The 22,424-nt window shown below is 39.3% G+C and carries 19 protein-coding genes; all 19 read left to right on the top strand.

Going from position 1 to position 22,424, the window contains the following annotated elements:
- Window positions 1-50 precede the first annotated feature (50 nt).
- Window positions 51-782 (top strand): ABC transporter ATP-binding protein, encoded by a 732-nt coding sequence (locus GGQ84_RS04305; RefSeq protein WP_429159700.1) that lies wholly within the window; start codon window positions 51-53, stop codon window positions 780-782.
- A 13-nt stretch (window positions 783-795) separates the two neighbouring features.
- The gene (locus GGQ84_RS04300) at window positions 796-2,469 is read left to right on the top strand and encodes an efflux RND transporter periplasmic adaptor subunit (RefSeq protein WP_429159634.1); all 1,674 of its coding nucleotides are present in this window, start codon (window positions 796-798) and stop codon (window positions 2,467-2,469) included.
- A gap of 11 nt (window positions 2,470-2,480) precedes the next feature.
- Window positions 2,481-3,812, top strand: a complete 1,332-nt coding sequence (locus GGQ84_RS04295) for an ABC transporter permease (protein ID WP_429159632.1) — start codon at window positions 2,481-2,483, stop codon at window positions 3,810-3,812.
- Between the two features lie 41 nt (window positions 3,813-3,853).
- A complete protein-coding gene (locus GGQ84_RS04290) occupies window positions 3,854-4,351 on the top strand; it encodes a VanZ family protein (RefSeq protein WP_429159629.1) in 498 nt (165 codons plus the stop codon).
- Window positions 4,352-4,615: 264 nt separating this feature from the next.
- Window positions 4,616-7,267, top strand: coding sequence for an S-layer homology domain-containing protein (locus GGQ84_RS04285; protein WP_429159627.1), 2,652 nt, complete (start codon window positions 4,616-4,618; stop codon window positions 7,265-7,267).
- A 69-nt stretch (window positions 7,268-7,336) separates the two neighbouring features.
- Entirely contained in the window at window positions 7,337-9,016 is a 1,680-nt protein-coding gene (locus tag GGQ84_RS04280) for an S-layer homology domain-containing protein (RefSeq protein WP_429159624.1), read from the top strand.
- 121 nt (window positions 9,017-9,137) lie between these two features.
- Window positions 9,138-9,764: a hypothetical protein gene (locus GGQ84_RS04275; protein WP_429159622.1), complete on the top strand. Its 627-nt coding sequence runs from the start codon at window positions 9,138-9,140 to the stop codon at window positions 9,762-9,764.
- 135 nt (window positions 9,765-9,899) lie between these two features.
- Window positions 9,900-11,279, top strand: coding sequence for a GumC family protein (locus tag GGQ84_RS04270; protein ID WP_429159620.1), 1,380 nt, complete (start codon window positions 9,900-9,902; stop codon window positions 11,277-11,279).
- A 24-nt stretch (window positions 11,280-11,303) separates the two neighbouring features.
- The gene (locus tag GGQ84_RS04265; protein ID WP_429159618.1) at window positions 11,304-11,993 is read left to right on the top strand and encodes a CpsD/CapB family tyrosine-protein kinase; all 690 of its coding nucleotides are present in this window, start codon (window positions 11,304-11,306) and stop codon (window positions 11,991-11,993) included.
- 8 nt (window positions 11,994-12,001) lie between these two features.
- Window positions 12,002-12,820, top strand: coding sequence for a tyrosine-protein phosphatase (locus GGQ84_RS04260; RefSeq protein ID WP_429159615.1), 819 nt, complete (start codon window positions 12,002-12,004; stop codon window positions 12,818-12,820).
- A 146-nt stretch (window positions 12,821-12,966) separates the two neighbouring features.
- On the top strand, window positions 12,967-14,817 hold the full coding sequence (locus GGQ84_RS04255; protein ID WP_429159612.1) for a polysaccharide biosynthesis protein: 1,851 nt from the start codon (window positions 12,967-12,969) through the stop codon (window positions 14,815-14,817).
- A 34-nt stretch (window positions 14,818-14,851) separates the two neighbouring features.
- Window positions 14,852-15,955: a nucleotidyltransferase family protein gene (locus tag GGQ84_RS04250; RefSeq protein ID WP_429159609.1), complete on the top strand. Its 1,104-nt coding sequence runs from the start codon at window positions 14,852-14,854 to the stop codon at window positions 15,953-15,955.
- Between the two features lie 634 nt (window positions 15,956-16,589).
- Complete coding sequence (locus GGQ84_RS04245) at window positions 16,590-17,435, top strand: KilA-N domain-containing protein (RefSeq protein WP_429159606.1); 846 nt, start codon at window positions 16,590-16,592, stop codon at window positions 17,433-17,435.
- Window positions 17,436-17,780: 345 nt separating this feature from the next.
- On the top strand, window positions 17,781-17,906 hold the full coding sequence (locus GGQ84_RS04240) for a hypothetical protein (protein WP_429159604.1): 126 nt from the start codon (window positions 17,781-17,783) through the stop codon (window positions 17,904-17,906).
- A gap of 190 nt (window positions 17,907-18,096) precedes the next feature.
- Complete coding sequence (locus GGQ84_RS04235; protein ID WP_429159601.1) at window positions 18,097-18,432, top strand: type II secretion system protein; 336 nt, start codon at window positions 18,097-18,099, stop codon at window positions 18,430-18,432.
- Between the two features lie 260 nt (window positions 18,433-18,692).
- A complete protein-coding gene (locus GGQ84_RS04230; protein WP_429159598.1) occupies window positions 18,693-19,832 on the top strand; it encodes a DegT/DnrJ/EryC1/StrS family aminotransferase in 1,140 nt (379 codons plus the stop codon).
- A gap of 20 nt (window positions 19,833-19,852) precedes the next feature.
- On the top strand, window positions 19,853-20,494 hold the full coding sequence (locus GGQ84_RS04225) for a sugar transferase (RefSeq protein WP_429159595.1): 642 nt from the start codon (window positions 19,853-19,855) through the stop codon (window positions 20,492-20,494).
- A 16-nt stretch (window positions 20,495-20,510) separates the two neighbouring features.
- Window positions 20,511-21,440 carry a 1-aminocyclopropane-1-carboxylate deaminase/D-cysteine desulfhydrase gene (locus tag GGQ84_RS04220; protein ID WP_429159593.1) on the top strand — a complete coding sequence of 310 codons (930 nt, stop codon included), beginning with the start codon at window positions 20,511-20,513 and terminating at the stop codon, window positions 21,438-21,440.
- A complete protein-coding gene (locus tag GGQ84_RS04215) occupies window positions 21,433-22,407 on the top strand; it encodes an ATP-grasp domain-containing protein (protein ID WP_429159590.1) in 975 nt (324 codons plus the stop codon). The genes GGQ84_RS04220 and GGQ84_RS04215 overlap by 8 nt, the downstream gene beginning before the upstream one ends.
- Window positions 22,408-22,424 lie beyond the last annotated feature (17 nt).

Below are 22,424 nucleotides of genomic sequence, written 5' to 3'. Positions count from 1 at the left end.
TCTATATTGTATGGGTTATTTTTGAGAAAAGGGAGTTGAGTTTTTTGGCAATACTCGAGTTGAAAAATATTAAGCGTCACTATAAAACAGGACAAGTCTCTGTTAGTGCGTTGAAGGGAATAGACTTTCATGTGGACAAGGGAGACTTTGTCTCAATTATGGGTCCTTCGGGGTCGGGAAAGTCAACGTTGCTAAATATAATTGGGTGCTTAGATAGGCCATCGGAGGGCGAGTATATTCTGGCAGACAATCATGTGGAGAAACTGGGTGACAGTAGACTGGCAGACATTAGAAATCAATTTATTGGCTTTGTATTTCAGAGCTTTCACCTGTTGCCGGAGCTCACCGCTCAAGCAAATGTAGAGTTACCCTTAATCTATAGAGGTGTGGGAGGGAAGATAAGAAAAGAAAAAGCAGTAAAAGCTTTAGAAGCAGTTGGTTTAGGAGAGAGGCGGAAGCACGTTCCCTCACAACTTTCCGGTGGAGAGCAACAGCGAGTGGCTATTGCCAGAGCACTGGTGGGTGACCCTACTGTAATTTTAGCAGATGAGCCTACAGGAGCCTTAGACTCTCGTTCCAGTCGAGTCATAATGGGGATTTTCCAGAGGCTAAATAGAGAAAAGGGGATAACCGTAGTACAGGTTACTCATGAATACAATATTGCCTGTCACGGCAACCGAGTTATTCACTTACTAGATGGTGAGATTGAGCGGGTTGAAACATTAGAAAAGCCAATAGATGCAGTAGAGGCAGAAGTAGCTGCTGCGGGGGAAAACAAATAAGGGGGAGAATTTTATGGCACAGCGCATTTCTATGATTTTACTTATTCTAATAGTTGTATTTGGAGGGGGATATTACGCATACCAGGAATTGGTCCCGCCACCGGAGGAAGAGGCTAGGGGTCCAGTATACGCTACCAAAGAGGTAGTGAGAGGAGACTTATCAGTAGGTGTTGATACTTCAGGTCCCTTAAATCCTTCGCGGGGAGGCTCTATTCAGGTTCCTGGTGCAAGAAATAGTGGCATGAATAGCTCTGGGCGCAGCTACAGTTATTTAGTGGAGGACATCATGGTTGAAGAAGGAGAGGAAGTAACTCAAGGGCAGACTATTGTAAAGCTAAGCTCAGCAGAGTTGATGACGGATATTGAGGATATGGAAGACCGAATTAAAGAAAACAAGGAGTACTTAGCAGACCTGCTGAATATACCAGTTAATGAGGCTGATAGGGCTAATCCTGCCCAAGGTATTACACTACACGCTCCAATAGAAGGTAGAGTTACGGAGCTATCTGTGACAGAAGGTGAGGATGTTCGCCAAAGCCAAATAGTGGCAAGGGTAGTTGATGATTCCCGCTTTTATATGACAGCATACCTAACTCCCAATGAAATACCTAATGTGGAGGTCGGTCAGACAGCCTATTTGACTTTTTCTCAATTTGATGGGAGAGTAGAGGTAAAGGTAACAGAGGTAGTAGCGGACCCAGTTCCAGTAGCCCAATCAGAGCTTATGGATTCCTATGGCATAGGTGGTGAGCGAGATGAGGAGAGATACATAAATGTTCACTGGGTTACTTTAGAGGGGGTTAATGAGGGGTTAATTAGGACTGGGATGAAGGCAAAAATAGAGTTGAATAACAGAGCATTGAGATATGAAACGCGAGTTGAAGGCTTTGTTAACGAAGAGCGAATACTCAGTAGAGCTGAAGGTGTAGCAACTAATGTTTTCGTAAAGAATATGCAACGGGTGAATGAGGGAGACCCTATTGTCTCTCTAGCAGGTGAAGACACCAGAGAGCTAATTCAAGAGAGGATTAGCGAGATTAGAGATCAGGAATCTGAGCTGAGGCAGCTTTGGAGCCAGTTAGATAACTTAGAGGTGAAAGCGCCGATGGCAGGGGTTGTAGCTAGAGTAAATTCAGAGCCAGGACAGATGGTTTCCGCAGGAGATTGGATTGGGCATATTTACAATACTGATGATATGTACCTAGGAGCGCGCATTGACGATATTGATGTGGTGCTTGTGCAGCAAGGAGCACCTGTCAAGATTACCTTGGATGCTATGCCAGGGGAAAACTTTGAGGGCGAAGTGCGGCACGTATCTACAATGGGGCATGATAGCGACGGCATGACTAGATTTCATGTGGACATTCAAGTCAAGGGTAGTCCGGAAATGCGACCAGGGATGCAGGCTCAGGCACATATAGAGGGGGGAAGCGTGGAAGATGCACTTCTTGTACCCTTAGAGGCAGTCTTTGAAGATGATGGGCAAACAAAAGTAGAGATCATAAATGAAGATGGAACAGTGGAAATGGTAACAGTTGAACTGGGCTTGATGGATGACAGGTTAGTGGAAGTCAAGTCGGGACTAGAAGAGGGGCAAGAGGTTATTACAGGAAGTACTGACGATTTACTACCAAGTCAAGGAGTACAGTCCCAGGATGGTCTCTTGCCAGAAACTAGAGGGAATTAGAGGTGCTAAGTATGTTTAAAAAGTTTGGATCACTATGGGTGCGCCTCTGGTTTACAGCTCAAATGGCGGGGAGGGGGATTTTAGGTAATCCTCTTCGTTCGGCTTTAACTATATTAGGAGTAGCAATCGGGGTGGCATCTGTAGTTGCATTGATGGGAATTGGAGAAGGAGCTAGACAGGCAGTAGTGAGTCAGTTTGAAAGCTTGGGTTCTAATGTTATAGTGGTGGAAGCTAAAGAGCAATCGGTGGAATTTGATGCAGATCGGGCTCAGGATTTGGTGGAGCGAGTTCAAGGCCTTGATCTGGCAACACCTGTAGTACATACTGAGGCTGTTATGCAGTGGCGTCGAGATAGAATGAGAGCAGATATATTAGGGGTCAATAACCATTTTTCTGAGATTAGGGATCACCAATTGATAGCGGGAAACTTCTTTACAACCCTTCATGTGGAGCAGCGCTCCCCAGTAGCAGTGTTGGGATACAATGTGGCCCTAGAGTTGATGGGTGGCAGAAGCCCTGTGGGGCAAACCTTCACCATGGATGGAAGGACCTTTAGGATAGTGGGAGTGCTAGAGCCAAAAGGTGAAAGCATGGGTGAGGGTATAGATGATAAGATTCTAATACCCTATACTACAGGACAACGCATAGCAGAAAAGAGGACAGTGGAAGAGATCTGGGGAAAAGCGGGGTCCCCGGAAGAGGCAGAACTAGCTGTAGTTCAGCTAGGAAGGATTTTCAGCCGAGAAATGGGAACGGGTAGAGCTGTACCTCGCCCCTCTAGTGGCAACAACGATGGAGGCCAGGATGGGCAGATGCCTGGTGAGCCCATGCCACCACCTGGACAGGAACCAGGTGGAGAGCCAGATGACAAAGACGACGATCTGGCTTTAGGGCGTGACGATGACTTAATCACAGTTACAAGCTTAAATCAGCTCATCCAAGAAGCAGATAAAGCTAATCAAGTAATGACCTTATTGCTAGGGGGAATAGCGGCAGTGTCATTGCTGGTAGGTGGGCTTGGAATTATGAATATTATGCTAGTGGCAGTGACAGAGCGGACTAAAGAAATAGGAGTGAGGAGAGCCTTAGGGGCTAAGCAAACTGACCTGCTAATTCAGTTTATATTAGAGGCACTGTACTTAAGTGCCATTGGCGCTATAGCTGGAATTGTGGCAGGGATTTGGGGAGTGAACTTCTTTGCCCAGTATGGTTTTGAGACTGCTATCAGTCTCCAGGCGATTAAAGTGGCATGTGGTGTGGCACTAGGTGCAGGTTTATTGTTTGGCGTCTATCCCGCAGTGTCAGCTTCATCGGTGCCGCCGGTGGAAGCACTTAGGAGATAGGATTAACTTGACATTCAAGGATTGAACACAGGGGTGGTAAAGTGATAAATAGCAGGGAGCGCCTTAAATTCTACATACTGTATTTATTCCCCATAGTTCTGTGGGTTGGAATAGTACTTTATTTATCAAATCAGTCTTTTCAACAGCAGGATATAAGACCTTTTATAAGTAGATATGAAGATATGTTAATGCGAATCCTGCCAGAAATAAGCTTTACATATGGGAACTCCACGGTTTCTACAGAAAACCCAGTGGGATTTGTTCACTATGTATTTAGAAAAGGGGCTCACATACTTGTATATGGAATCCTAGGACTGCTGTTGGTGCGGGCCATTAACAAGAAGTGGGATAGTTTAGCTGGCTCTGCTATTTTTTCCTTATCGCTAATAATGAACATAGCAGTTATAGATGAATGGAATCAAAGCCTTAATCCCAATAGAACTGGAAGTGCTCACGATGTAATTTTAGATTTAATTGGGGCAGTAATGTGTATCGGCTTGTATATAATTTTAGTTTTAAAAAACAAAGCCAAGAAATAAGAAAATATAAAATATTACATAATAAAATGGAAAATTATGATTATAATAGCAGGAATATCATAAACGTATGTTGAAATTAAGTCCTAGCCCTTTAGCCCTATTTTGAACTAAATAGGGCTATGTATATTAAATTAAGAATATTTAAAGGCATAATGTTAGATTTAGGGATTTTTGGAGGTGGTGATTGGAGATAGTTATATCAGAAACATTAAGGATTATTTATATATAAGCAAATAAACATTTAAAGAAACGGAGGGATTGTTTGTGGCATTTAGAAACCAAAAATCAAAGCTAGCTATATTGTTTATTATCGCATTAATTTTTTCTTCATTGGGAACTGCTTTTGCAGCGGGGCACTCAGATATAGAGGGCCATTGGGCCAAAGATGAAATACTACAATGGACTGAGCAAGGTAAAATTGAGGGGTATCCCGATGGAACCTTTAGGCCTAATAACAGTATAACAAGAGCAGAGTTTATTGCAATTATCAACAGAGCTTTAAATTATGAAGAAGTAGAGGAAATTAGTTATTCAGATGTACCAGCAGGTGCATGGTATGCCTCTGAAATTGCTAAGGCAGCAGCTGCAGGATACATCGCAGGTTACAGCGATGGTACCATGCGACCTAATAAATCTATCAGTAGACAAGAAGTATCAACTATAATTACAAGAATAGACAACTTAGCAGGAAATTCAACTGAGGCCGATAAGTTTATTGATGCGGGTGATATAGCAGGTTGGAGTAAAGAATCCGTAGGAGCAGTAGCTAAAGCTGGATTTATGACGGGATATAAGGATGGAACATTTAGACCTCTAAACGATATTACCCGAGCAGAAGCAGTTGTTACATTAAATCGTGTTTTAGAAAGCGCTGAAGTGACAACATATAACCAACCAGGAAACTATGGACCTATAGTAGCTATATTGGAGCACCCAGGAAATGTAGTAATAGATGCAGCTGGGGTAAGTTTGAGTAATATGATTATTAAAGGAGATCTGATAATTACTGAAGCTGTTGGCAATGGAGAGGTTTATCTCAACAATGTTACAGTAGAAGGTGATACATTTGTAAACGGCGGAGGAGCTGACAGTATTTACTTTAGAAACTTCAGTGGTGAAACAGTTGAAGTAAATGTAGCTAGTGGCAATGTACGGGTAGTTGCTGAAGGCGAAACCAAAGTAACAAATGTGAACATGAAGTCAGGAGGAAAACTGGAAAACAATAGCGCTGTAGGAAGTGGATTTTCAAATGTTACTGTAAGTGAAAAGGCTTCTATAGTGTTAAAAGGGAGCTATGAAAGTGTAGATGTAGTTGCTAGTGGCTCAGACATAAATGTGGAAAGCGGAGCAATTAACACAGTTAATGTAGGCAGTGGTGTAGCAGAAGAAAGCACCAACATTACCCTGGGGGAAAATGCTGGTGTAGGTACACTGAATGTTAATGGGAATGTTTCAGTTTCAGGTAGTGGCAATATTATTAGTGCCAATATCGCAGCAGATAATACAAATCTAGATCTTAAAAGCGGTAATGTGGAAGCCTTAACTGTAGCTGAAAACATATTAAATGCAAATGTAAATACAACAGCAGACGTTGTCATCTCAAACCTTATTGCAAATGGAGCAGTTAGCATTAAAGGTGAAGCAGTAGTCAAAAGGGCAATCGTAGCGGCAGAAAACGTTATTCTGGAAAAAGCCCCTGAGGAATCCTTGGTAAAAGAAGGTGTTACTACAAATCTGGGTGGCGAGGAAAAGGCCGGAGATAAATCTGACAATGATATTGAAAATGCTAAAAGCGAAGTAAGCAAACGGGTAAAAGAAAGACAAGAGGAAGTATCGAAACCAGCACCAACAGAGCCTAAAGATGATAGTGGTTCTGGTGGCGGTGGCGGCGGAGCTGCTCCTGGACCAAGTGATCCAGATCCAAGTGATCCTGTAGACCCTGTAGACCCTGGTGACGAGGTAAGCCCGGCAAGAGAAGCTATGGTTGAGTTTCTTGCAGGCATCGCAGGAATTTACTATACTACTGATACTGATGAATTAGTTGGTGTTCTGGAAGATTTTAGAGATGACAATAGGTACACCGTTAGAAAATTATTTGGCGAGGACTTTACTGCTGATGATGTAATTGAATTCTTGATTGCTACTAGAGATAAGTTACCATCTGTGGTCAACAGTGATATAAATGGCTTGGTTACAGTGTTTGCTGGAAATGATGACGAGATTAAAGAACAAATGTATATATGGCTTAAAGAAGCTATGCTAGAAGTAGTAAAAGAGGATGGTGGTGATTTTGAACACTTCAAAACAAAGCTAGCTAATATTGGTTGGAGCACAGACTTACTAGTGGAACAGCAAGAAGAGTTAGCGGACGTTGTGGACCAAGGTGGTAAGGCGGAGCTTGCTTTAGGGAAAGCCTTTGTTCGTTCCCAAACAGAACTGATAGGTAAAGAAACAGATGGAAGTAACACTACATTTAGCATTTCAATTTTAGGCAGGAACCCACTCGGTGAAGCAGCATTATTATTTGATTGGCACAGTTCGAATGAAGATGTGGCTGAAATGGAAGGCGGGGGCCCCACTCTTACTGCTAAAAACAATGGAAAGACAACTATCACAGCTGAGTTGGAGTGGGCTGGTGAAGAGGTATGGATACTTAAGTTTGATGTTCGTGTTGTGGACGATAGTATAGAGATAGTGAATGGTGATGAGAACGGTGAAGTTCCTAGTGACCGCATAGAGCGTCTAGCATATGAATTAAGCAAGATGCATAGCTACTTAGATGAAGATGATAAACAACATATTCGAGCTGCCAGGGAGAAACTGCAAGGATTAACTGAGGATCCTGCAGATTATAGATGGGACGATGTTATTGAGCCATTGCTGACTAACCAAGTAGAGGCATTGTATTCAAAGTAGATAACTAATCAAAGCAGGTGAGTTTTCACACTCACCTGCTTTTTTAAAAAAAACTATGTGGAGGAAATTATGAAGAAAAGAGCGGTTAAAAGTATAATCTATTTTATGGTAGCTATATTCTTACTAGCTATCCCTACCAATGTTGGGGCAGCAGTTACTAATCTAGAGACTCACTTTGATGATACTAATTACAAAAATACATTTATTAAATTTAAAACAGGATCAGACAATTATTCAGATGTAATCGAAATAGAATTTAAAGCAAAAGGTGACATGACAGGAAGTATTCCAACTCAAACTAATGTAATTCGTCCCCAACACTTGAAACTATACGATGAAAATAGCGGTAAAGACATTAAAATTAAAGGGGTTGAAAGTAGCTTTGATTCAGGAAGCAATCCACCGGCAAGAATACTGTTACAAATAGATGCAGGAGAAATAAATCAAAATACTACATATGCAATAAAAAACGAATCGGCTTTAGTGAATTTAGGACTAAGTGTGGTAATGACATCTATTGAAAACGAAGAACTATCAGTGACATTTAATAAAAGAGCATCAGAGGGTGGAGGTAGTGGCAATGCTGGCGGGGCAGAGGATAGAGATAAAGAGGATGATGCAACAGTTGATGAGAGTGTAAATACTGATCTTGAAGTAATAAAATTTACAGGTTTAAATTCTGAAAAGGTAACTGCCCAAATTGACCAAGTGAAGAGAGTAATTACTTTTGTAACAGAAGATAAAGATACACCAGGAGTGAGTATGTCTATACCAGACAGTATATTTAGAAACATTAACAATGTGGATGAACTTGTAGTGAGTGTTCCTGTAGGAGAAATACATATACCTATAAATGCAATTGAAGAAAAGGAAAGAAATATTAGAATTGAAATACAGAAAGCACCGAGTACTGTAATAGAAGAAGTGCAGAAAACTAATAATAATTTGCAAGTAGTTTCTGAACCAGTGAAGATAAAAGTCAAGGGCCTTAAGTCTGATAGTTATCTTACATATAAAATTCCAGTTCAAGGCCAAGAGACCAAGTACTCAACTGGAGTTTTGTATGAGGACACCGGAAACATAAGACACATCCCTACTCGTTTTGTAAAAGATAACGGAAGAACCTACGCATTGCTGAAGCGAAAAGGCAACAGTACATATTTTATAGTTAATGATGAAAAAGAATTTAATGATACTGCCAATCATTGGGCAGAAGAGGAGATAAAACTATTAGCCTCCAAAAGAATAATTAACGGTATGACTGAGGCTACTTTTGCGCCACAAGAGCAAGTGACAAGAGCCCAATTTGCAACAATGCTTGTAAATGCGCTAGCATTAGAATGGGGTGGAACAAAAACTAACTTTGTGGATGTAGAGGAATCTGCATGGTATGCTAATGCAGTAGCTACAGCTGTGGAAGCAGGATTAGTAAGGGGTTATGAAGACAATACATTTCGTCCTAATGCACCAATTGTCAGACAAGAAATGGCTGTTATGATAACAAATGCATTAATGGTAGCAGATAAGAGCATTTCTTTAAAAGATGATGAGTTTAGCCATAAAATCAAACACTTTAATGACCAGGAACAAATTAGCAACTGGGCAAGAAAATCTGTAGCAATAGCTGTGGATGAGGGGATAATCTCAGGTATGCCTAATGGTGAGTTTGCTCCAAGTGCTAAAGCAGACCGCGCTCAAAGCGTAGTAATGATAAGAAGAAGCCTACAAGCCCTAAACTTCATAGACTAGCAAGCAAACCCCTGTAGACGTTTTGAAAAATCTATAGGGGTTCTTAATTTAATCGTTTTTAATTAATCAAGAGCGTGGTATAATTGAAAAAAACCGATACAGGAAATATTAGGAGGATAAAATGAGCAGAAAGGTAACTATAATTTTAGCAGGCCTGTTAGTAATCCTACTTGGAAATGGTATTTGGATTTATACATATCTAAATGACCCAAGCACCAAAGAGATTCCACTAGAAGCTCGATTAGGTGATGACATACTTGATTTTTCAGAAATAGAACGAGAGCTTAGTGAGATGAAAGAAAAAGCAGAGGGATCACCAGGATCAGGAGGCCAAAAGAGTTCGAGTTCAGTAGTAGATAGCGTAAACGAAATGTTTAGTGATGCAGAGGATTATCAGGTGGAAGTTACTGAAGAGGCCATTGTGAGTAAGTATAAGCCTCAATTCAAGAAACTAGAAGATATTGCACTGGAAAGAATAGAAAAATTGATAGCTCATGCCTATCGAGATTATCAAAAACAGCGGGACAGGGGGACTCTGAACCCTGCAAGGCTTGCCCGAGACTACTATGAGGTTGCCGATAAGATGCAAAATCAGGTAGATGGCATCTTCAATAACCTATTAGACCAATTAGAAGAAGAACTTATAGAACACCAACAGCCAACTCATATTGTGTCAGAAATAAAAAAAGAGTATGAACAGAAGATCCAAGAGAAGGAAAGGGAACTTATAAATAAATTTACTCAATAAGAAAATATAGTATTTAAATGAAACTATTGTAAAAAAGAAGGAAATCATTGAAAATTGTAGAATGTATTATAGTCGAATAAGCGCGGCCATTTTTTTTTGCAATAATATTTGAGGGCAAGGAATAGGAGGATTTAGATGACACAAGAGGATAGAGACAGGGAAGAGCTTCAAGAGATAGACCTTAAAGAACTATTAGGAATAATCTTTAAGTGGAAGTGGATGATAGCGGCACTTACATTTGTAGCTGTAATGATTAGCGGGGTAATAAGTTATTTTGTGCTACCTCCAGTTTATGAAACCAAAACAGTACTAATGGTAACCCATGCATCGGACAACCAGAGACATCAGTCAATTAATACCAATGGAATTGAGAATGTAGCGAATACACTGTCCAGACTGCCAGAAATGACCATGAATACCTATGTGGATCAAATAAAAAATGAAAAATTACTAAAAGAAGTAGTGGAGAGTCTTAATTTAGATCGATACGGCTATTCCCATAGAACGTTAAATGGCATGGTTTCTGCTAATGCCATTCAAGATACCAATTTAATTGAAGTAAAAGTAACCAATACTGATCCAGCCTTAGCAGCTCTAATTGCCAACAAATTGAGTGAAGAATTTGTCAGGTTAATCTCTGAGCAGAGCCGGGACAGAATGGGCCAATCTGTGGTAGTCCTAAATGAACAAATTAACTCTATTGAAGCCGACCTACAAGAGGCCAATGATGCAATAAGAGAGTTTAATAGTCAACCTAGAGGAATTACATATATTGAAGAACAACTCAAGGCCAACTTGGCCGATTTAACTAAATATCAATCTATGTTAATCGAAGCAAGAATTGAATTAGATCAGCATATGGCTGGTAAAAATCAAATAGAGCAGACTCTGGCTAATACGCCAGCAGTGTTAATTAAAGAAAGTAGAGAAGAGCGGGAAAGTGCACCTGTACCCGAAGAAACTGAGAATGAGGAAGGGTTAAGTGCAATAGAGCCATTAGTAGTGACCCAGATAACTGAAGAGCCAAACCCTCATTACCATGAATTGCAGCATCAGCTCCAGATTAAAAATAGTGAAGTGGCACAAAAACAGGCTCGGGTAAACAGTATCACTAGTGTTATAAGCTCCCTAGAGCGAAATGTTAAAGGACTACAATCAGAGTTAACTGAGCAACAAAGCGAATACACTAAACTGACTAGAACAGCTGAACGCTTAGAGCAAAATCACGAGATATTCTCTGAGAGACTAGCCCAAACACAGATTTTCCAATCTATTGATATAGGCGAGTCCAGTATCCAAGTTGTAGCTCCTGCTATGGAGCCTACAAGTCCGTTTAAACCTAATAAAAGCTTAAACGTAGCTATTGCCTTTGTGTTAGCTGTTATGGTGGGAGTTTTCCTGGCTTTTGTCCTCGAGTTTTTTGACAACAATATTAAAAATGCCGAAGATGTTAAGCGACACCTAGACCTACCGGTTGTAGGTAGCATCCCCAAAATGGATAAAAAAGGCCAATAGCACAAAGAAAGGGAGGATAAAGGCATGCCTAAGAAAGAACTAGTGCGAGAAGACTTAATTGCCCACTCTGATCCCAAGTCACCTGTGGCAGAAGCTTTTCGAATATTACGTACTAACTTGTACTATTCTAATTTAGATAAAGAATTAAAAAAAGTTATGGTAACCAGTGCTGGCCCTGCAGAAGGGAAGTCCACTATACTGTCTAATTTAGCAGTAACAGTAGCCCAGACAGAGCAAAAAGTACTGTTGATAGATGCGGATTTACGAAAACCTGTTCAACATAAGGTGTTTGGAGTGAGTAACCAGAGGGGGTTGACTAACCTACTGGTAGAAGACCTAGACCTAAGTGAGGTTATCCAGGAAACTCAGGTTAAAAACCTAAGCATTTTAGCAAGTGGTCCAATTCCCCCAAACCCTTCGGAGTTGTTGGGATCAAAGAGGATGGATAAATTCTTAGACAGCATTAGCGGGTTCGATATAGTTTTTATTGACGCCCCACCAGCTGTGGCAGTAACTGACCCAGCAGTGATTGCCCCAAAAGTAGATGGAGTACTGATGGTTATCAATAGCAAGAAAGTAAAGATAGAAATGGCACAACACGCTAAAGCGCAGCTAGAAAATGCGAAAGGTAGGATATTAGGCGTGATCTTAAACAATGTGGAATATAAAGGTGCTGACTATCAGTACTATTATTACTACGGTGAAGATAAATGATAATAGATATGCACAGTCACATATTGCCTGAAATAGATGATGGGGCCCAGAGCTGGGACGAGTTTATGTCCATGGTGAAAATGGCCTCCAGTGAAGGTATAACTCACATGGTTTGTTCTCCCCATTATATTCCCTGGGAATCGGAATTCGACCTAGAAGATTATCACCTACTCTTAGCTGAAGCGAGAAGAAGAGTGGAGGAGCAGGGCATTGGGGTGGAACTAATAGCAGGTTGTGAAGCATTTTTCACTTCTGATTTGCTCAAGTACTTAGAGAAGGGTAGCCTGGTGACAATAAATCAGCAGGGGAAACACCTGTTGGTGGAGTTCTCCCGAGGAGATATCCCAGAGCACGCCAAGGAACTTCTCTTTGAACTAAAGCTCATGGGGATTACCCCTATTATAGCCCATCCAGAGCGGAACTTAATGTTTAGGAAAAAGCCAGAGTTGCTAGTTGAGCTGATTGAGCAAGGAGCGCTCTGCCAAATAAACGCGGGAAGCATAACTGGCATGCACAGTAAGGCGGCAAAAGAATGTGCGGAGAAGTTTTTGAGAGCAGATATGATTCACATGCTAGGAACAGATGCCCACTCGCCTAGGACCAGGTCGCCCAAGGTGAAAGAAGCAATAGCCAGAGTAGAAGGTTTAATAGGATCGGAAAAACTAAAAGAGATTACTGAAATTAACCCACAGAAAGTTCTAAATGGGGAAGAAGTAGATCCCTATCCTGTGAAGTTAAACGAGCAAAAAAGCTATACACTATGGCGCTTTGTGTCGCAATTTGTAGAAAGAAAAAAAGAGGTAATTACCAAATTATGCAGAACTTAGCTAAATAGAAAAGATCAGAGGCTCCTTTATTGTAAAAAATTAGGGGCTTTCAATTTGGCCTCAAGCTAGGACTGCAGGCTTGGTTTGAATGGGATTTAGTCCCGCGAACTAATGTGACCAGTAATGAAGAAGGAGGGGTTGTACAAGTGGGTTTTAAACAAAGAGTGTTCTCACTCATGGTAATTGATTTTGTTCTGCTCTTTGTAGCCCTTTTAGGAGCTTACCTCTTGCGCTTTGAAGGTCAGATACCAGCCCAGTACCTGGAAGGGTTTAAGTTGCTGGTATTACCTATGGCTATTATTAACCTTGCCTTCCTATACGGAGCACACCTATATCGCAAGATCTGGCAGTATGCCAGCATAGGAGAACTGACCTCGATCTTAAAGGCAATGACCTTGGCGTCCTTGGTGGCAGGAGTAGCAAATCAAACACTTCAACTAGCTGCAGTACCCTATAGCATCTATTTAATAGCCTGGGTTCTAAAGATTGGTTTTATCGGAGGCTCTCGGTTAGCCTGGAGAGTTTATCGAGATTCCTGCATTAAGAAGCAACCCCATCACAAAAGGGCCCTAATAGTTGGAGCAGGGGCAGCTGGGGGATTAGTAGCCAAGGAGATTTTAAATAACCAAGAGTCGGACATCTACCCAGTGGGATTTGTGGACGATGATCAGACAAAGCAACATCTTGAGATTTATGGTTTCCCTGTACTGGGAGATAGTTTTGATATTCATAGAATTGTAAAGAAACACCAGGTGGATGAAATAATTATAGCAATCCCCTCTGCTAGCAGAGAAGAACAACGCCGGGTTTTTGACATCTGTAAAGAGGTTGGCGTTAAACTGAGAACTCTACCTCCTGTCTATGACCTAATCGCAGGTAAGGTGAAGGTGAATAAGTTAAGAGATGTAAGTGTAGAAGACCTCTTAGGTCGCGAACCTGTTCAAGTAGACTTAAATGAAATTGCCCAGTACATCAAAGGAGAAACGGTGTTAGTAACTGGTGCAGGGGGTTCGATCGGTTCTGAGCTGAGTCGACAGGCAGCTAGCTTTACTCCTAAGAAACTGATTTTACTTGGACATGGAGAAAACAGCATTTACGATATTGAGCTAGAACTGCGGGATAGATATCCCAAATTACATATCCAAACAGAGATTTGCGACGTGAAGGACAAGACAAAAGTAGATTACATCTTTGCAGAAAACAAGCCTGACGTGGTATTCCACGCTGCCGCCCACAAGCACGTTCCCTTAATGGAACGAAACCCAGAGGAAGCTGTGAAGAACAATGTGCTGGGGACTAAGAACCTGGCAGAGGCAGCTGATAAATACAGCAGTAAGACATTTGTATTTATCTCTACTGATAAGGCGGTAAATCCCACTAATGTAATGGGGGCCACCAAGAGAATAGCGGAAATGATAATCCAATCAATGGATAAGAAAAGTAATACACGGTATGTGGCAGTGCGCTTTGGCAATGTATTAGGAAGTCGGGGCAGTGTGATCCCTATTTTCAAAAGGCAGATTGCCAGGGGTGGGCCAGTAACAGTAACCCATCCTGAAATGGTCAGATTCTTTATGACTATCCCGGAAGCAGTACAGCTAGTTATTCAAGCAGGATCAATGGCTGATGGTGGAGAGATTTTTGTCCTAGATATGGGCGAACCGGTGAAGATTTCACAACTGGCCAAGGACTTAATTCACCTGTCAGGGTTTGAGCCAAATAGGGACATAGAGATAAAGTACACTGGTATTAGACCAGGTGAAAAGCTCTACGAAGAGTTGCTCACAAGTGAAGAGGGGACGAGCTCCACAAAGCACCAACGGATCTTTGTAGCTAGACCCAACGGTATCGACGAAACAACCCTAGAGGAATTCGCCACAGAAGCCAAAAGTAACAATTTAAATAATAACCCTATGGCTATCATCGACTATTTGCAAAGGTTGATACCTACATTTAAACCTCAAAATGAAGCGTTCAAGAAAAGAGAAGTGGGATAAATAGTGGAGAGTGTATAGGCAAAGGAGCTGATGGATGATGAAAGCAATGATCATGGCAGCAGGTGTGGGTTCAAGGCTAATGCCCCTAACTGCAACGGTGTCAAAGCCGATGGTGCCAATTGTAAACAAGCCAGTCATGGAGTATAGCGTAGATTTACTCAAACGACATGGAATAACTGACATCATAGCAAATCTTCACTACCTCCCAGATACTATCAGAGGACACTTTAAAGATGGCAGTGACTTTGGAGTAGAGATGAATTACTCCTATGAAGAAAAACTGATGGGAACTGCCGGTGGCGTAAAAAATAATCAGTGGTTCCTAGAAGAGGAAACTTTTGTTATACTTAGTGGTGACGGTTTAACTGATATAGACTTAACTGAAATGTATAAGTTCCATAAAGAAAACAAGGCCCTTGCCACAATCGCCCTTAAACCAGTGGAGGATGTAACTAAGTTTGGGGTTGTAGTGCTAGATGGAGACAACAGTATAACCGCTTTTCAGGAAAAGCCGAAACAAGAAGAGGCCTTGAGCAACTTAGTCAATACGGGAATTTATATGTTTGAGCCAGAAATTTTTAACTATATCCCAGAAAAGACTTTCTACGACTTTGGGAAGGAGTTATTCCCCCTTTTAGTGGAAAAAGGCCTGCCCTTCTATGGTTGGGAGACAGACGCCTATTGGTCTGATATAGGTTCCTTTGACACATATAAATGGGCTCAATATGACATATTGGCTGGAAAAGTGAACTTTGAAGTAGAGAGTAGCAGTAAACTTATAAGTCCAACAGTTAAGGGTAACGGGAAAATACACATGGGTGAAGGCTCTAAAATCCAAGAGCATACAGACATAACTGGCAGTGTGGTGATAGGCAAGAACAGCACTGTGGGACAAAGGTGTGTCTTACATAACTGCATCATCTTAGACAATGTAGAGATTGGCGATGATGTGTTCATAACCAACTCAATTATCGGAAACAACTGCAGGTTACATAACAAGGTAATTGTCAACAGCAACTGCGTCATTGCAGATGGGAACAACATTGAAACCCAAGTGGAACTGCTTAAAAGTGTAAAAATCTGGCCTGGCAAGACCATTATTGAAGATAATTGTGTTGGGGAGGATATGGTGGGGTGACAATAGTTGGTTAGTAGACAGTTGGACAGTGGACAGGAAGATATTTGATGCAACTATTAGGAATTTCCGAATAGTTCAAACTGATGTTGAATGAAAGTCATATGTTGAAGGAGACCATATTTCGATTTTAATCCCATCGAATTCGAGTACATTAAAAGTCAAGCAGGACTAAATAGCTTTGTTCTTCTTAAAAAGTAGTGGAAAGTTGGACAGTAGAAAGTTAAAAAAGGAAGAGCTTTTGAACTTCCTGACTAACTAATAGCTAACCAACTAACCAACTGATAAAGATTGAATGGTTATATCGAAGTGAGTATACGAATAGGATAAGCGCTATATATGGTGATTTGAATTCAATTTTTTGCCATAAACACACTATATATAGAATTAGCTAAGGTGAGTATGTAAAAAGGATAAAAAGTAGGCATTGGTGGTAGATAGAAAACATCGCCCACCGCTGAAAGCCTTGGTACTAAAGGGTTTGAAGGATAAGTGGTCGAAGTGGTAGATAAAACAGAAAACTATTTTATTGAATGTATATATCGAAGTGACAATGCTGAAAGAACAAATGTTCTGTTAATGAGTGAGACCAACTACTCGAATTTTTCGATGAGTTGCACTATGAAAGGAGACAACTATGAACCCTAAGAATAGGAAAATTGATGTTCAGGGAAGAGAAGTTGTCATCAATGTAGTAAACAATGAAGACTATATTTCGATTACTGACATTGCGAAATATAAAGATGAGAAAAGAACAGACTATATTATTCAAAACTGGCTGCGAAACAGAAACACTATTGAATTTTTGGGTATTTGGGAGAAGCTAAACAATCCTAATTTTAATCCCATCGAATTCGAGGGGTTTAGAAATCAAGCAGGGTTAAATAGCTTTGTCCTCACATCAAAAAAATGGATTGAAGCAACAAATGCTATTGGTCTTGCGGCTAAAGCAGGAAGATATGGTGGAACATACGCACATAAAGATATTGCCTTTGAGTTTGCATCATGGGTATCAGTTGAATTTAAGCTATATCTCATAAAAGAGTTCCAAAGACTTAAAGATCAAGAACAAGGTCAATTAGACTGGAATATTAAGAGGAATTTGACGAAGATTAACTATCGCATTCATACAGATGCCATTAAAGAAAATTTAATACCAAAAGAACTTAGTGGAAAAGAAAAGAGCATAATCTATGCATCTGAAGCTGATGTGCTGAATATGGCTTTATTTGGATTGACAGCAAAGGCGTGGAGAGAGAATAACCCAGACAAAACCGGCAATATCAGAGATTATGCTAATGTATCTCAACTAGTATGTTTATCAAATCTTGAGAGCTTAAATGCTGTTTTGATTAATGATGGGATGGAGCAGAGTCAAAGACTTGAAAAACTCAATAAGATTGCCATCAACCAAATGAAGATTCTCATTGAGGATGGGGAAGAGGGATATTTAGCGATAGAGTCAAAAGACAATAATGAGTGATCATCTGTTGTCGAACCTGTAAGAAACCCTTACAAGTTCAAACTTAATGAAAAAAGGTTAATGGGTTTAGGGAGACAAAAAGTATGTGGAATGGATAAAAAGGTTGAAACGGGTGGCATTGGTGGTAGATAGAAAACATCGCCCACCGCTGAAAGCCTTGGTACTAAAGGGTTTGAAGGAAAAGTGGTCGAAGTGGTAGATGAAACAGAAAACTTTTTGATTGAATGTATATATCGAAGTGAGTATGCTTGTTGGATAACAATGGTTAAACGATGGTTTAACAATCGTTCAGCAATGGTTTAACTATTGTTCTAATTTGGTGGTAGGGTGCTAGCATTCAATATTTTGAAGGAGTTACCGACTAATGAAGTTAAAAAGAAGACAAATGGAGATGTGGCCATTCATATAACTGGAAAGAGATATAACGAAGAATTAAAGCCTTGGCTGAAACTTTATAGGTTGATATTGTGATTAAGAAGATATCTTTTAGTCCTTACGAATTAGGATATAGCTTTGAGTTTGAATGACAATATCTTAAGGAAATTAGGGCTTTAAGATATCTTTTTTTGTTTAGTAATTAAAATAAAACTCATGCTTCGGAGTAGAGGAGTAGATAAAAATAAAAGTCTATAAAGATCAACATGGATTTACTTTAATTGAAGTGATTGTAGTTATTTCTATTTTAGGAATTTTAATTGCTATTGCATTGCCACAATATTCTAAAATTATAACAAATGTAAAGAAAAAAGTTTGTGATGCGAACATATTACAGCTAGGGCGCAGCTTAGAGAGTTCAATGATAATTGATGGGATAGAAGTTGATGATGATAATTGCTCTTACTTTCAATCAATTATACTCCAGTATGAGGGTAATATTTGTCCCGATGGAGGCACACTTTCTTATGATAATGGAAAAGTGAAATGTGGTATTCACTATGATGAGTTAGAGTCTGTAGAAGATAATGGTGAAGATGACGAAGGAGTGCCATATTTGTAGGATGTAACGTAAGTCTATTGGGAAAATTCAACGACGTGAGTATCATGAAAGGACAAACAGGGCTTAGCCCAGTAAAATCAATAGGTTCAACAGAAAACCAAAAATGTACATTTTAAAAGTTAATGGTAATCAATATTGAATACATAAATTTGAAAATAAGATGCTAAATTGCATCTCAAATATACATAAACAAGAGGGTACTTAATTCGAAGTACCTGTTACTTATATAGAAGCTTTAAGCAAGAAAGGATGACAAGGTTATGGCTGAAAACAAAGCAGGTACTACTAATAAAAAAATATGGCTTTCCTCCCCACACATGAGTGACGAGGGTTATGAAATGCAATATGTACAAGAAGCTTTCGATACAAACTGGGTAGCTCCATTAGGACCAAATGTAAATGAGTTTGAAAAAGAACTAGCAGCTAAAGTGGAATCTAAGCATGGTGCAGCTTTAGTATCTGGAACAGCAGCTATTCATTTGGCTCTTAAGGCTGTAGGCGTTGGTGAGGGTGATATCGTTCTTTGTCAAAGTCTTACTTTCTCTGCTACTGCTAATCCGATTATATATCAGAACGCTACTCCGGTTTTTATAGACAGTGATTATGAAACTTGGAATATGTGTCCTAAAGCATTAGAGGCAGCCTTTGAGAAATACGGAGATAAAATCAAGGCTGTTTTAGTTGTGCATTTATATGGCCTATCTGCTGATATGGATAAGATTATGGAGATTTGTAATAAGTACAATGTACCGGTGATTGAAGATGCAGCTGAGTCTTTAGGTGCTTACTATAAAGGAAAGCATACGGGAAGCTTTGGTAAGTTTGGAGTATTCTCGTTTAACGGAAATAAGATCATCACTACATCAGGCGGAGGCATGTTAGTTTCTGATGATGATGAGAAGATTAAGAAGGTTAGATTTTGGTCTACTCAATCTAGAGAGGCAGCAAGGCACTACCAACATGAGGAAGTTGGATTCAATTACCGTATGAGCAATGTTGTTGCTGGGATTGGTAGAGGACAGCTAAAAGTGCTGGATCAAAGAGTGGATAAGAAGAAATATATATTTGAGTTTTACAAGAGAGAGCTTGGTCAGTTAGAGGGTGTTGAGTTTATGCCTATCAATGACTGGAATGAGCCTAATTACTGGTTAAGTGTTATGACTTTGAAGGGTTCAGTAAGACCTTTAGATGTGATGATTAAGTTAGAAGAAGAAAATATAGAGTCAAGACCGGTTTGGAAGCCGATGCACATGCAGCCATTCTTTGCTAAGTATGATTATGTTGGTGGCGATGTAGGCGAGAAGTTGTTTGAGAATGGCGTATGCTTGCCATCTGATACGAAGATGACGGATGAAGATTTAAATAGGATATGTTCAATTTTAAAGGGCCTATGGGCTTAAGAAGAAGCAGGTGGAAATAGATGCAGAGTGGAGTTAAACCGTATTTATATATAAAGAGAATATTAGATTTTATTTTTGCTTTGGCTTTACTTATAATTGCTTCGCCAGTTATGGTACTAGCAGCAGTTGCAATTAAAGTTGAAGATCCAAAGGGCCCTGTATTATTCAGGCAAGAGCGTCCAGGAAAAGATACGAGAATATTTAAAGTGAATAAGTTTAGAACGATGATGGTCGCAACAGAAAAAAAAGGGAAGAAACTTTCTGATAAAGAAAGGCTTACTAAAACGGGTAAGTTTTTAAGAAAATCTAGTGTCGATGAACTTCCTCAACTTATAAATATTTTAAAAGGGGAAATGAGCTTTATTGGACCGAGACCATTGTTAGTTAAGTATTTACCGTATTACACAGATCAAGAGAAAAGAAGACATGAAGTACTTCCAGGTATAAGTGGTTGGGCGCAGGTCAATGGAAGAAATACAATTAGTTGGAATGATAAGTTCAGGTATGATATTGAGTATATCGAAAAAGTTTCATTGATATTTGACATTAAAATTCTTTTTTTAACTATATATAAGATATTCAAAAGCTCAAATATTAGTGTAGATGCATTACCAGATTTAGATGAAGAGAGAAGTAATAAAGTAATCTCACATAATATTTAAAAAGGAAGAGTTCAAGATGATTAATACTACTATCGAAAAAATGTGTTTTAAACACAATAATAACAACTTATATATTATGCGAGATGATCTAATTCCTTTTTCCTTTGGTGGTAATAAAGTGCGTAAAGCAAAGTTATTCTTTGAAGACTTAGAAAGTCAAAAAAGCGATTGTGTTGTAACTTATGGGAGCAGCAGTTCAAATCATTGTAGAATAGTTGCTAATATTGCAGCCTCAAAAGGACTAAAATGTATTATTATTTCACCAGTTGAGACGAGTAAGTCTACATATAACAGCAAGATGATGGAGCTGTTTGGTGCAGAAATAAGAATTTGCAAAGTATCTGAGGTGAAAGACACTATTGATGGAGAACTTAGTAGACTCACTAAGGAAGGTTACAAACCATATTTTATTCAAGGTGGTGGCCACGGAAACCTAGGGACTAAAGCTTATATACAGGCTTACGAGGGAATTAGAAATTTTGAACTAGAAAATAGCATCAAATTTGATTATATTTTTCATACTTCGGGGACAGGAACAACACAAGCTGGACTTGTCTGCGGTAAGTTATTAAATAAAGACGATAAACATATTATAGGAATCAGCAATGCTAGAAAAAATCCCTATGGTGGACAAGTAGTTCTTGATAGTGTGAATAGCTATCTAAAGAGTATAGGGATTGAAAGTGTAGGAGCAGAAGCTATCGACTTCATAGATGATTATGTGCTTGATGGGTACGGTGCTTACAACAATGAAATATTAGAAGTAATTAGAGAAGTTTTAATTAAGGAAGGTATTCCTCTGGACACCACATATACAGGAAAAGGATTCTGGGGAATGAAGAAATACATTAGAGAAAATCAAATTACAGGAAAGAATATCTTGTTTATCCATACTGGGGGAACGCCACTGTTTTTTGATGATTTGGGGGAAATTAGAAATGAATGATTTAACAAATATATTAATATTAAGCTGTGGAACAAGAAATAAAATTGTTCAATATTTCAAAAAAGAATTAACCGGTAGAGGGGAAGTCATAGCTACGGATTGTAGTGAGCTAGCTCCTGCACTTTATGATGCAGATAAGCATTTTATAGTTCCGAGAATGAATGATGAAGGGTATTTAGATGTGATTTTAAATATCTGTAAAGAAAATGATGTTAAAGCAGTATTGTCTTTGATAGATCCTGAACTTAGTTTATTAGCACGGAATAGAGACAGATTTCTTGAAATAGGAACTACTCCAATAGTTTCTGATTATGATTTGGTTGAGATGTGCTTTGATAAATACCAATTTTCTGAGTTTCTAATAGAAAACGCATTTAATACTATAAGAAGTTATATAGATAAAGAGTTGTTTTATAAAGATGTTGAGGCAGGAAAAATTGAGTATCCTGTATTTGTAAAACCCGTTAGAGGTAGTGCTAGTATCAATATTAGTAAAGTAACAACCAAGGAAGAAATAGAATTACTTTTTGATAGATATGATAACTTAATGATTCAGGAATTTATGGATGGCATTGAGTATGGGGCTGATACTTACATCGATATGATATCCGGTGAGCCAGTTGCAATTTTTATAAAAGAAAAAATCAAGATGAGAGCTGGAGAGACTGACAAATCAGTATCAATTAGAGATGAAAAATTATTTGACCTGATAAAGAGATTTGTTAAAATTGCAGGATTTAAAGGAATTATAGATATTGATATTTTTAAAGTAGACGGTGAGTACTACATTTCAGAAGTAAATCCTCGTTTTGGTGGAGGGTATCCTCATGCTTATGAAACTGGAGTAAATATACCGGGGATGATCATTAATAACCTTGAAGGTATAGAGAATCAAGAAAAAATTGGGCAGTATGATGAAGATGTGTATATGATGAAATTTAATGAAGTGAAAATTATTAGGAAATAACAAATGTGTTTTGGAGG

This window comes from Desulfitispora alkaliphila (genome assembly GCF_050433185.1).
In the GTDB taxonomy this organism is placed as follows: domain Bacteria; phylum Bacillota; class Desulfitisporia; order Desulfitisporales; family Desulfitisporaceae; genus Desulfitispora; species Desulfitispora alkaliphila.
Note: the sequence above shows the minus strand (reverse complement) of the source record. Positions and strands in the feature narration are given on the sequence as shown.